This is a genomic window from uncultured Agathobaculum sp., assembly GCF_963927765.1.
Lineage (GTDB): Bacteria > Bacillota > Clostridia > Oscillospirales > Butyricicoccaceae > Agathobaculum.
The window spans coordinates 1-11501 of sequence record NZ_CAWVCU010000036.1 but is presented as its reverse complement, the minus strand read 5'-3'; the positions used below and the strand labels follow the sequence as shown (position 1 = coordinate 11501).

Sequence of the window (11501 nt, the reverse complement as noted above, 5' to 3'; positions counted from 1 at the left end):
ATAATGTATGGTGTGTTCAATTCACAGTATTTTGATAGGATGATTGCATTATGATTTTCAAAGGACTGCTTGACGACGCGCGCTCGATCCGCGACCGCGATCCGGCTGCGCGAACGACGTTCGAGGTCTTTCTGCTGTATCAGGGGTTCCATGCGCTGATCTACCACCGTCAGGCGCATTGGCTGTACAAACACAAGCATTTCTTTCTGGCGCGCGCGCTTTCACAGTTTGCCCGCCACATGACCGGCATCGAGATCCATCCGGGCGCGACCATCGGCCGCCGCCTGTTCATCGACCACGGCATGGGTATTGTTATCGGCGAGACCGCCGAAATCGGAGACGACTGCACGATCTATCACGGCGTAACCCTCGGCGGCACCGGCCACGACACAGGCAAGCGCCACCCGACGATCGGCAACAATGTGCTGATCTCGACGGGCGCGAAGGTGCTTGGCCCGTTCACCGTGGGCGACAACAGCCGCATCGGTGCGAATGCAGTTGTATTGCAGGAAGTGCCGCCCAACTCAACCGTGGTCGGCATCAAGGCACGTGTGGTCAAAATCGACGGTCAGCGTGTACCGTCCTATGACCTCGACCAGATCCATCTGCCCGATCCGCTGGCGCAGGAGCTGTGCCGTCTGCAACACCGCGTCTATGTCAACGAGCAAAAGCTCAAACGCGAAGAGATCCGCGAACACGAAGCGGACGAATAATGCAAAAAGACGCTTTCCCAAACGGAAAGCGTCTTTTTTTATTACTTATGCTGCCAGGAACTTGACATACAGCCGGTAACACAGCAGAATGCTCTGTTCGACCGTGCAGGACTCCTTGGGAGACAGCGTGGTAGCGGATGTACCGTTCATCATGCCGTTGGCTGCCAACAGGCCGACCCCCTCGACTGCCCACTTCGACACCTGTGCCTGATCGGCAAAGCCCGCAATGCTTGCCGCCTTGGGCGCCAGATCGGTGCCGTTGTTCTGCTCAATGTACTTGACCGCACGGGCGATCATCGTGGCGATCTCCTCGCGGTTGGTGGTAACATCGGGTGCGAATTTGTTTTCACCCACGCCGTTGACAATGCGGGCCTGACTGGCCTTCAAAACCGCCGGATTACTGCTGTCGATGAACGTGTTGGCCGGTGCGGCTTCCAGATCCTGATCCAGCATCACTTCCACGCTCTGTACGATCAACTCCGCAAACTGCTCACGGGTGATGGCGTCCTGATATTTCGGACTGCCGGTCAGCACGGGAATCAGACCGGCCTGCATGGCGGACTCGATTTCAGATACTGCCCAATTGCTCGGGCCGCCCTCACTCGGGATATAGGGAAGCTCATTTGGGTCTACCACTTCGCCCTTGATGGCAAGCGCAGGTGCGCAGAACAGGCACAAACTCAAAAGCATGCAAATCAGTTTTTTCATGTTATTTTCCCTCTTTTCTTAGAACCGGCTGGTAAATGCGGATAATTTCTGATCCAGATACTGTGCCCGGCGGCTGGTAGACATGGGCGCTGCCAGAATGGTAACCCCGTCGCTGTCCGGCTCATAGGTCAGACCCATTTCGCCATAATCATGTGCGCCCATGAAGAAAGTACGCAGCTCCGCTGCTTCCTCTGGCGTTTCTGCCTGCGCCAGTATCGTGCGTGCAGATTCTATGTTTTCATCATTTTGCCAGCCGTGTGCTATCTGACCTTCTGTTAAATCCTGATCGTAATTCGGTAGAAAGCCGACAGGAATTTTCAGCGTCGTTGTCGCATTGGCTTCTACCTCATAGGAGATTTGCAGGATATATTGGTACGGCACATAAACGCCCGCATCGATTATTTCAGAGCCTTCCATGAATTTGGCATAGGAGATATAAAACAAGTCACCCTTGTCCGGCTGCGTATTACCGGTGTTCGTGACCTCTATCACCATTTTTCCGACATAGTCCTCATCAATCGTATAGCCTGTGATGTGCGCGGAGGCCTGACCATAGGTAGGCTCTTCCACCACGGGTATCTCCTCTGCATCCGGCATATAGCCGTTATCGCCGATCAGATACAGTCCTGCCAGATCATCGGTGTCCCATGTGCGCGCATTGCTCTTGCTGCCGCTTTTGTTGATCTCCGCAATCTGTGCGCCCTTGACCGTAGAACCGCCGTACTCGGTGGGAGTAAATTTACCGTCGGTGAATACGGCTGCCTTGCCATTTTGGAAATAGCCCACATAGATGCTGCCCATCGAGTCATACGCATAGAACTGGCAGGGAATGACCAGCTTACCGGTGGTGTCAATATAGCCCACCTTCATAGTGTCCTTGTCCATGACCGCTGCCAGACCCTCGAAAAAGTCGAACACATACAGAAAACGATCACGGTTTAAGTCAACGACCTCGCCCTTTTCATTGATGTAGTTCCACTGGTCGTTTACCAGCGCGGGCATCAAACCTTCACGGAACGGGCGCTCACCGTACTGAAAAATGTTCTGTTGCATCAATTGGTCCCCGTTTTCCTGCCAGAACCGGTTCGCGTCCACTGCGGCACCTGCCGGAACTAACAGTACGGAGACCGCAAGCACCACCGATAGCAAAACTGCCAGTATTTTTCTCATGTTGTTCTCTCCCTTTTTGTGAAATATCCAATCTAATTCCTTGCAGGGTATCCCTATATTTAGTTATATTTTACATAGCTTCCCGATATTCGTCAAGCTTGATTTCATATTGGGTTTTGCTGCACAACGCAAAAAAGACGCTTTCCCGACAGGAAAGCGTCCTTTTTTATTCTTCAAACCCTTCAGCAATCACGCCGAACAGCTCATTGATGCGCTCGTACCGTCCCTTGAGGTACAGCCAGCCGAACAGCGCCTCGAGCGCGGTCGCCTGCGAATACTCCGCGGTTGATGCCGACTTGGGCACACTCTTGGGCTTGGCGTTGCGGCCGTGGCGGTAGACCTCCTGCTCATTTTCGTCCAGCAGGGGCAGGATGCGCTGCACCGCTTCTGCCTGCGCGGGCGCACAGACCAGCTGGGTCGTGCGGCGGTGCAGGTTTTTGGCGGTCTGCATGCCGCCGCAGGCCAAAAACGACCGCACCAGCACCTCATAAACGGCATCGCCCACATGGGCGAGCGCGAGGCTCGACATGCGGGCGATAGCAGCGTCATCCAAAATCGGATGCAAATAATCCATTACTTGTCCTCAGCGGCAGGAGCAGCTTCCGCAGCAGCCTTTTCCGCCTCAGCCTTAGCCTTGGCAGCAGCCGCCTGCTTTGCCTGCATCTCCTTGAACTTGGCCTTTTCCTCTTCGGTCGGCACCGGCTCGATGCAGCCCTTCGGGCAAGCCTTGGCACACATCTTGCAGTTCTTGCACTTGTCGTAGTCGATCTTAGCGACCCCGTCCACAACATGGATTGCGTCGAACTTACAAGTCTTTTCGCACATCTTGCAGCCGATGCAGCCGTTGGAGCAGACCTTCATGACCTCAGGGCCCTTATCCTTGTTGACACAGTTGACGTGTACCTTCTTGGACTCGGGGACGAGGTTAATGAGCTTCTTCGGGCAGGCCGCGACGCACTTGCCGCAGGCCACGCACTTGTCGGTATCGACCTTGGCAACGCCGTCCACAATGTGGATCGCGTCAAATGCACACGCCTTAACACAGGAGCCGAGGCCCATGCAGCCGTAGGCGCAGGCCTTCGGGCCGCCTGCAACGCGCATCGCTGCGGTGCAGTCCTGCAGGCCCTCATACTTGGTCTTGTCGACCGCGTTGCAGCCGCCGTTGCAGTAAACGTGCGCAACCTTGCGCTCGCCCGCTTCGACCGCAACGCCCATGACCGCGGCGATCTTTTCCGCCGCAGCAGCGCCGCCGACCGGGCAGCCGTTGACCGGCGCGGTGCCCTCTACGATCGCGGCAGCCAGGCCGTCGCAGCCCGGGTAGCCGCAGCCGCCGCAGTTTGCACCCGGCAGGCACTCACGAACCAGTGGTACGCGCTCATCCACCTCAACCGCGAACACCTTGGCCGCGATGCCCAGCAGGATCGCGAACACGATGCCCATGATGAACAGGACGGCAACCGCCGCAATGATATTCTGAATATCCATTTCTTATCTTTCCCCCTTGCTTACCAGATCGACAGGCCGGAGAAGCCCATGAAGGACATCGCGAGCAGCGCCGCGGAAACCAGCGCGATCGGGAAACCTTCAAAGCACTTGGGGCACTTCGAGGTTGCATCCAGACGCTCACGGATCGAGGAGAACAGGACGATCGCCAGCGTGTAGCCCAAGCCGGAGCCGACACCGTAAACCATCGAGCCGATGAACGAATAGCCGTTGTCGATGTTCGAGATAGCCGCGCCGAGCACCGCGCAGTTGGTGGTGATCAGGGGCAGGAAGATACCGAGCGCGGAATACAGCGCGGGCATCGACTTTTTCATGAACATCTCGACGAACTGCACGAGCGTTGCAATAACCAGGATGAACGCGATGGTCTGCATGTACTGCAGATTCAGCGGCTCGAGGATGAAGTACTGCACCGCCCAGGTAACCGCACTGGACAGGGCCATAACGAATACAACCGCCATGCCCATGCCGATTGCGGTATCGGTTTTTTTGGAAACGCCGAAGAACGAGCAGCAGCCCAGGAACTGGACAAGGATGTAGTTGTTGACCAGAATGGACGCTACAGCGAGCGACAGGATCTCGGTCAGGCTCATTGCATCAGGAAATACGAAAGGCATTTACTTGTCCTCCTTTCCGGCCATGATCTTCTGGATCGCGGCAAAGATGAAACCCAGCATCAGGAAGCCGCCTGCCGGCAGGATCATCATAACCATCGGATTTGCGTTGAAGAACGGGATCGCGAAGCCTTCCGCCGGGATCACGCCCGCGAGGAACGGCAGCAGGGTGGACAGGCCGGACAAAACCGTGCCTGCGCCCAGCAGCTCGCGGAAGAAGCCCATCAGAACCAGCGCGAAGGTGAAGCCCAGACCCATGCAGACGCCGTCGAGCGCAGAGGGCAGGACCGCATTCTTGGACGCATACGCCTCGGCACGGCCGAGGATGATGCAGTTAACAACGATCAGCGGCAGGAACAGGCCGAGCGACGCCGCCAGCGACGGCACGAATGCCTGCAGCGCGAGGTCGATCGTGGTAACGAATGCCGCGATGATCGTGATGAATGCCGCGATACGCACCTTGTCCGGGATAAACCGGCGCAGTGCGGAAATAACTACGTTGGAGCAGATCAGAACGACCGTTGCCGCCACGCCCATGCCGATGGCATTGGACAGCGAGGTCGAGGTCGCCAGCGTCGGGCAGAGGCCGATGGTCTGCATGAAGATCGGGTTGTCGAGGATGACGCCCGCTTTCAGTTGATCTTTGAATTTCATTTGGCTCTTCCTCCTTTAACCCAGACTTGCGACGCAGTTCGCCGCAGTATTGACGCCCAGCGTTACCGCGCGGGACGTGATGGTCGAACCGGTGATGGCTTCGATCGTGCCGCCATCCTTGGAGACTGCGAGGCTGCCGTCTGCCGGCTGGCCCGCAAACTGGGTGATCCAGTTCGGGTCGGTCTGGGACTTGGCGCCGAGGCCCGGGGTCTCGCCGTGCTCGGTGACCTGCGCGCCCGCGACCGTGCCATCGGTGTTGATGCCGACGATCATGGTCAGCTCGCCGCCGAAGCCCTTGGGCTTGACCTCTACGCAGTAGCCGATGGTCTCGCCGCCGGCCTGCGCCTCATATACGCCGGAGATCACCGGCTGGTTCTTGTCTTCCGGCGCGGTCCACTCCTCGCCGACTTCGACCGCTTCGAAGCTCTCAGCATCCTGCATGATGACCGCCATCGCTTCGTTGCGGGTGTTTTCATTGTTCTGCGCGATCTTATCCGCGGTTACGGCGTTGATAAAGCCCAGAAGCAGGGCGCACACAAAGGTGATCAGGCCCAGTACGACGACAAGCTGTACGATGCCGCCTTCTTTTTTGCTGCTATCCATAACTTACTGTGCCTCCTTCTTCTTATCCAGCGCGTAGCCGAACTTGCGGGGATGGGTGGCCTTGTCGATCGCCCAAACCAGCGTGTTCATGATGAGGATGGAATACGAAACACCCTCCGGCAGGCCGCCGAAGTAGCGGATGAACACGGTCAGCAGACCGCAGCCAATGCCGAAGATGATCTGACCCTTGGGAGTGACCGGGCTGGTGACATAGTCGGTCGCCATGAAGATTGCGCCGAGCATCAAGCCGCCCGAAAGCACCTGGCTGAGCATCCACTGTACGCGGGATACGTCGCCCATCGGGAACAGGAAGGTAACTACTGCAACCGTCAGGATGTAAGCTGCGGGGATGTTGATGGTGATAACCTTGCGCCACAGCAGGTACGCACCGCCCGCGAGCAGCGCAAGTGCGGAGGTCTCACCGATAACGCCGCCGGTCTGGCCGAGGAACATATCCAGCAGGCTCACGCCCTCAGGCAGCACGCCGTTCTTCAGGGACGCCAGAGGCGTTGCTGTGGAGATCGCGTCGGTCACGGTGACCGAACCGATGAGCGGCAGAGAAGCATGCGGCTGGGTCCAGGTGGTCATCAGGCCCGCCCAGGACGCCATCATGAACGCACGCGCGCCGAGCGCCGGGTTCATAAAGTTCTTGCCGATGCCGCCGAACAGCATCTTGACAATGATGATGCCGAACAGTGCACCAAACACCAGCATCCACCACGGAGCCGAAACCGGCACGTTGAACGCGATCAGCATACCGGTGACAAAGCAGGACAGGTCGCCGATCGTGTTGGGATGCTTTACGATTTTGTTATAAATGGTCTCGAAAACCGCGCAGGCAACCATGGAAATCACAGTCAGCACCAGCGCGCGTGGACCAAAGGTGTATACCGCAACGCACAACGCAGGAAGCAGTGCCACCAGCACATCCAGCATCAGGCTGCGGGTATCGTCATCCGCCTTGATATGGGGTGAGGAGGTGACGACGACTTTACTCAGATCATACATTTTCGTTTCCCCTCCTTACTTCTTCTCGGCCTCAGCCTTTGCCTTTTCGGCATCTGCCTTAGCCTTTTCCGCCATACGCTTGGCCTGAATCTTGCCCTTGGTCAGGCGGAACTGTGCCACCAGCGGGATGCGGGCCGGGCAGACATATGCGCACGAGCCGCACTCAATGCAGTCCATCACGCCGCACTCGAGCGCGTTGTCCAGATCGTCCTTCTTGCCGTACAGGTTCATGTAGTTCGGCAACAGGTGCATCGGGCAAGCGTTGATGCACTTGCCGCAGCGGATGCACTGCGGGTCGGCCACGCGCTTATCCTCGTCGCCGCAGAAGGCAAGGAACGCATTGGTGCCCTTGAAGATCGGGATCTCGAGCGAGAACTGCGCAACGCCCATCATCGGGCCGCCCATCAGCAGCTTATTGGGGGCTTCCTTGAAGCCGCCGCAAGCGTCGATCAGCTTTTCAACCTGCGTGCCGATGCGCACTTCGAGGTTCTTCGGCTCGGCAATGGCGGAGCCGGATACCGTTACGATACGGCGGATAACCGGCATGCCGGTGGTGAAGCGGCGGTAAACCGCGCCGGCGGTGTCCACGTTGAACACGGCGCAGCCTGCGTCCGCCGGCAGCTTGCCGGAGGGAACCTCGCGGCCGGTGCAGGCGTTGATGAGCTGCTTCTCCGCGCCCTGCGGGTACTTACACTTGAGAGGATAGAGCTTGAGGCGCGGATCGTCCGCGATCAGCTTTTCGATGCCCGGGAAGGCGTCGGACTTGTTTTCCTCCACCGCGATGATCGCATTCTGCACGCCCATGATGTCGGCCAGCATCTTCAGGCCGCCGATCACTTCCTCCGGGCGCTCCAGCAGCAGGCGATGGTCGCTCGTTATGTATGGTTCACATTCCGCTGCGTTGATGATGACCGTGTCGCACTTGCCGATACCGGACTGGATCTTGACATGGGTCGGGAACGTTGCGCCGCCGTGACCGACGATACCAGCCGAGCGAATGCACTCGATGCGCTCCTCATTCGACATGGAAGCAAAATCATACGGATGCACGGACTCGTGCAGGCGGTCCTCGCCGTCGTTTTCGATCACAATCGACAGCACCTTGCTGCCGTTGGGATGCAGACGCGGCTCAACTGCTTTCACCTTACCGGACACGGTTGCGTGGACAGGAGCGCTGACAAAGCCGCCGGCTTCCGCGATGGGCTGTCCCAGATCCACGGTATCACCGACCGAAACGATCGGCTTGGCCGGGGCGCCGATGTGCATGGAAACCGGCAGAATGACCTGATCAGGCAGTGCCAGCTTCTCGATCGGCTTGGTGTTTGTCGCGGCCTTGTAACCCGGATCTGCATGAGTGCCGGGGTGAATGCCGCCACGGAACGAATACACCATGTTTTTCACCTCTCTATTTTTTTGCGCAAGAAGAACCTGCGCCGAGGGGGCGCGGCTCCATCTTCATAAAGGAAATTGTAAGGCCGTGCCTTGGCGCAGCCTTACAAAATAGATTATACTGTTTCTTGTACCAAATTAGCAAGCCCAAAACACAAAAAATTTGACCAAAAAACAAAAAATCTTTGTATGCCTTGATAATCTGCTGGTATTTTCTCTACTTCTTTTGTGAACGAACTGTTATTTTACAGTTTTTCCACCCTTCCCCAAAGCAGTAAAAAGACGGCGCATCTCCGCACCGGTCTGCGTATGCCCACAAGAAGCGCCCCCGCACGTTTGTGCAGGGGCGCAAAGCACCGTCATATAGCGCCGTTTTATTCCATCTGGCTGAGATTTTGGAAATGGGTGTGCAGCTGATTGGTGGCCTCATTGATCTGCTGTGCTGCCGCGGCAATCTCTTCATTGCTCGCCGCCAGATTTCTCAAACGATCATTGACATCGAGCGCAATACCGCGCAGCTGTTCCACATCTTCCGTAATCAGCTTGAGCACTGTGCTGATCTGATCCTTGTTGCGGTTACTCTCGCGCGCCGTCTGCTGCGTGGACTGGCTGAGCGAACGCACCTCATTGGCTACAACGGCAAATCCCTTGCCCGCCGCGCCCGCGCGCGCTGCCTCGACCGAAGCGTTGAGCGCAAGCAGATGGGTGTTGCTGGCAACCCGCTCGATGCCATTGTTGTTCTGTTCCAGCGCGTGCAGCAAGCCGTTGATCTGGTCGACCACGTCGGTCATTTTGGTCGTGCATTCGACGACCTTCTGCATAGATTCATTGATGCCCACGCTTTCATCCGCCGTATTGGCATTCTGTTCGGCCATGCTGGCAATCGAGCCGGTCAGCATATCGAACTGTCCATTGGCATCCGCCACCATTTCGCGGATCACACGGTTCTTTTCGCGGATGTCCTCGGAAATACGCTCCATCTGCTCCTTATCGACCTCGACCATATGCTTGATATAGTGGACGCAGCCTTGCGGGATATTGCAGCGATTGAAAATCGCCTGCGCCATTTCCCGACAGGTTGAGTAACCGCAGGCACCGCAGTTGATCGACTGATCCTCTTCCGTGCGCTTTTCCATCTTGCGGAAAATCTCCTGCACCTGTCCCTCCTGTGGAATGAGGAACTGATGCTCGCGTGACCGATCGGTGTACTGCCGCAGGAAATCCTCCAACTTCAGCTTGGAAAATGCGCGATTGAGCATGCGCAAGCGCGCGCCGCAGCTCTTTTTGTTGCTCCAAAGCCCTTTTCCTTTTGCTTGCTGCTCGGCTTTTTGCTCACTGATCGCATACAGCATGGCATCGTCGCCGCGCTTGGATTCTTCAATCGCCGGGCCGTCGATGCAGCCGTTTTCGCAGTTGAGCACGTCCACCAAAAACGGTACCGGTCGGCCGCCGGTGACACGCTTTGCGTACTTGTGCAGCGTTTCGTAAACCTTTTTCTCGCCCTCACTCTGCTGCACAAAGACCTGCTCGCCGCAGAACCAGCGGATATTTTCCTTCAAACCGCCGGGCATGGGGTAAATCGTGCCTAAACCGGACACCAGCTCCTCTTTTACCGGCGTTTTGCTGATGCCATGCCGGTTGAGGTAGCGCATCAGATGGTCAAACGTCACATTATACTGCACGAACCCATGCGTATTGGGGTCGCTGATCTCCATTTTCTTGGCAATGCAGGGAGACAGGAACGCAAATTTATCGTTGATACCCAAATATTTGCGCGCATAGATCGCCGCACAAAGCAGCGGACTGTGTACCGGCATCAGCTTGGGCAGCAGTTCGGGGATAAAGTTTTCGATATAGCGCACCACTGCCGGACAGGGCTGAGAAATCCCACCCTGAAAATTGTTGTTCTGGATGTACTGAATATAAGCCCACGTGGTGATATCCGCGCCAAACGCCACGCTGATGACGCGGTTTGCGCCCATCTGCTGCAAGGTGCCCAGAATATAGCGGTAATTCTGCGGATAGTTCGCGATCAGCGCGGGTGCATACAAAATGGAAATTTTCTCCCCGCGGCGCAGATCCGCAAAAAAACGCTCGGTGTCGTCATCAAACTCGCGGGCATGATGCTCGCACACATCCAGACAGGCGCCGCAGGCGATGCATTTGTCAGGATCGACATGAACGAATTGCTTGTCGCCGTTTTCCACCACCGAATTGGCAGTCAATACCGGGCAGGCGGCAATGCATCGGTTGCAGCCGATACAGTTGTCATTGGTGTAGACCAACCCATTGGAACCTATATTCATGTTTTCCCTGCTTTCTGCTATTGTCATTTTATACAGAGATTCCGTCTTTCTTCCGCTTTCTCCTGTCAATATTATATAGCGCCTTGCAGAAATTGTAAAGAAGCCATCCTTATTTTCTGGCATTTTGTGACCCAGTTCTTCTGCTTTTTATCCAAAGAAACGACCGGCCGGTGCCATGATGGCACCAGCCGGTCGTTTCAGTTTTTCTCTTTGGGTTTCTGGCAGTACATTTCGGTATATGCTGTAGCGGCCGGGTCGCCGCGCGGCGGCGCGTCCTGCGACCAGGGCGGCACGGATGCTACCGCAGCGGAATCAATATGCGCCGCATCGTCATACTGCGGAAACGGTTTCGGCTCGCGCTCTGGCTTTCCGTTGTTCTTCATACCGCGCCCCCTTATACCGACACACGCTTGGCCATAAACTGGGCGGCGGTCTGGCACAGTTTGACCGTCACCTCGCTCGCCGACGCATTTTCGTCCTCGCTGACATAGACCACGCAGCCGCTGACATCGCCTTCGGTGATGATGGGCACCGCCACGACTACATTATACGCGTCGTTGTCCGAGACGTTCAGCTCAGGCGCGTCATCCACGCCGCGCTCATACACCACGCGCTGCTCCATCAGCTGCTCCAGCTCGGCGGAGATGCGTTTTTCCAGAATGTCCTTTTTCGCGCCGCCTGCCGCGGCAATGACCGCGTCACGGTCACAGATCGCACAGCTCATTCCCGCTGTGCGGGCGAGCGCTTCAGCCAGTTCACCTGCCACCGCGCCCATCTCCCCCATCGGGGAATACTTCTTGAAAATCACCTCGCCGTCGCGGTCGGTGAAAATC

The 11501-nt window shown here is 56.9% G+C and carries 13 protein-coding genes; 1 reads left to right on the top strand and 12 read right to left on the bottom strand.

Going from position 1 to position 11501, the window contains the following annotated elements; all coding sequences use genetic code 11:
- The first annotated feature begins 53 nt into the window (after positions 1-53).
- Positions 54-713 (top strand): serine O-acetyltransferase EpsC, encoded by a 660-nt coding sequence (gene epsC / locus ABGT74_RS02655; RefSeq protein WP_346704371.1) that lies wholly within the window; start codon positions 54-56, stop codon positions 711-713.
- Between the two features lie 45 nt (positions 714-758).
- On the opposite strand, the gene ABGT74_RS02650 is transcribed toward epsC, so the two are convergent.
- From ABGT74_RS02650 to ABGT74_RS02595, 12 genes are all read right to left on the bottom strand, one after another.
- Entirely contained in the window at positions 759-1421 is a 663-nt protein-coding gene (locus tag ABGT74_RS02650; protein ID WP_346704350.1) for an S-layer homology domain-containing protein, read from the bottom strand.
- Between the two features lie 18 nt (positions 1422-1439).
- Complete coding sequence (locus ABGT74_RS02645; RefSeq protein ID WP_346704349.1) at positions 1440-2591, bottom strand: WG repeat-containing protein; 1152 nt, start codon at positions 2589-2591, stop codon at positions 1440-1442.
- A gap of 166 nt (positions 2592-2757) precedes the next feature.
- On the bottom strand, positions 2758-3165 hold the full coding sequence (locus ABGT74_RS02640) for a ribonuclease III domain-containing protein (protein ID WP_346704348.1): 408 nt from the start codon (positions 3163-3165) through the stop codon (positions 2758-2760).
- Positions 3165-4076, bottom strand: a complete 912-nt coding sequence (locus ABGT74_RS02635; RefSeq protein ID WP_346704347.1) for an RnfABCDGE type electron transport complex subunit B — start codon at positions 4074-4076, stop codon at positions 3165-3167. The genes ABGT74_RS02640 and ABGT74_RS02635 overlap by 1 nt, the downstream gene beginning before the upstream one ends.
- Before the next feature lie 20 nt (positions 4077-4096).
- Positions 4097-4711, bottom strand: a complete 615-nt coding sequence (gene rsxA, locus ABGT74_RS02630) for an electron transport complex subunit RsxA (protein WP_346704346.1) — start codon at positions 4709-4711, stop codon at positions 4097-4099.
- Positions 4712-5362, bottom strand: a complete 651-nt coding sequence (rsxE, locus tag ABGT74_RS02625) for an electron transport complex subunit RsxE (RefSeq protein ID WP_346704345.1) — start codon at positions 5360-5362, stop codon at positions 4712-4714.
- 15 nt (positions 5363-5377) lie between these two features.
- Positions 5378-5965 (bottom strand): RnfABCDGE type electron transport complex subunit G, encoded by a 588-nt coding sequence (locus tag ABGT74_RS02620; protein ID WP_346704344.1) that lies wholly within the window; start codon positions 5963-5965, stop codon positions 5378-5380.
- 3 nt (positions 5966-5968) lie between these two features.
- The gene (locus tag ABGT74_RS02615; RefSeq protein WP_297283436.1) at positions 5969-6973 is read right to left on the bottom strand and encodes an RnfABCDGE type electron transport complex subunit D; all 1005 of its coding nucleotides are present in this window, start codon (positions 6971-6973) and stop codon (positions 5969-5971) included.
- Positions 6974-6988: 15 nt separating this feature from the next.
- Complete coding sequence (rsxC, locus tag ABGT74_RS02610; RefSeq protein WP_346704343.1) at positions 6989-8365, bottom strand: electron transport complex subunit RsxC; 1377 nt, start codon at positions 8363-8365, stop codon at positions 6989-6991.
- Positions 8366-8736: 371 nt separating this feature from the next.
- Positions 8737-10668: a [Fe-Fe] hydrogenase large subunit C-terminal domain-containing protein gene (locus ABGT74_RS02605; RefSeq protein WP_346704342.1), complete on the bottom strand. Its 1932-nt coding sequence runs from the start codon at positions 10666-10668 to the stop codon at positions 8737-8739.
- A gap of 197 nt (positions 10669-10865) precedes the next feature.
- Positions 10866-11051, bottom strand: coding sequence for a hypothetical protein (locus tag ABGT74_RS02600; protein ID WP_297283439.1), 186 nt, complete (start codon positions 11049-11051; stop codon positions 10866-10868).
- 11 nt (positions 11052-11062) lie between these two features.
- Positions 11063-11501: stage V sporulation T C-terminal domain-containing protein (locus tag ABGT74_RS02595; protein ID WP_346704341.1), on the bottom strand; the 439-nt coding region annotated here is incomplete at its 5' end.

Bases quoted from the DNA above. Each gene is read 5' to 3' on its own strand.
- ABGT74_RS02600 (WP_297283439.1), bottom strand. From the start codon at position 11,051: ATGAAGAACAACGGAAAGCCAGAGCGCGAGCCGAAACCGTTTCCGCAG.
- ABGT74_RS02605 (WP_346704342.1), bottom strand. From the start codon at position 10,668: ATGAATATAGGTTCCAATGGGTTGGTCTACACCAATGACAACTGTATC.
- rsxA (WP_346704346.1), bottom strand. From the start codon at position 4,711: ATGCCTTTCGTATTTCCTGATGCAATGAGCCTGACCGAGATCCTGTCG.
- rsxC (WP_346704343.1), bottom strand. From the start codon at position 8,365: ATGGTGTATTCGTTCCGTGGCGGCATTCACCCCGGCACTCATGCAGAT.
- ABGT74_RS02640 (WP_346704348.1), bottom strand. From the start codon at position 3,165: ATGGATTATTTGCATCCGATTTTGGATGACGCTGCTATCGCCCGCATG.
- rsxE (WP_346704345.1), bottom strand. From the start codon at position 5,362: ATGAAATTCAAAGATCAACTGAAAGCGGGCGTCATCCTCGACAACCCG.
- ABGT74_RS02645 (WP_346704349.1), bottom strand. From the start codon at position 2,591: ATGAGAAAAATACTGGCAGTTTTGCTATCGGTGGTGCTTGCGGTCTCC.
- ABGT74_RS02635 (WP_346704347.1), bottom strand. From the start codon at position 4,076: ATGGATATTCAGAATATCATTGCGGCGGTTGCCGTCCTGTTCATCATG.
- ABGT74_RS02650 (WP_346704350.1), bottom strand. From the start codon at position 1,421: ATGAAAAAACTGATTTGCATGCTTTTGAGTTTGTGCCTGTTCTGCGCA.
- ABGT74_RS02620 (WP_346704344.1), bottom strand. From the start codon at position 5,965: ATGGATAGCAGCAAAAAAGAAGGCGGCATCGTACAGCTTGTCGTCGTA.
- ABGT74_RS02615 (WP_297283436.1), bottom strand. From the start codon at position 6,973: ATGTATGATCTGAGTAAAGTCGTCGTCACCTCCTCACCCCATATCAAG.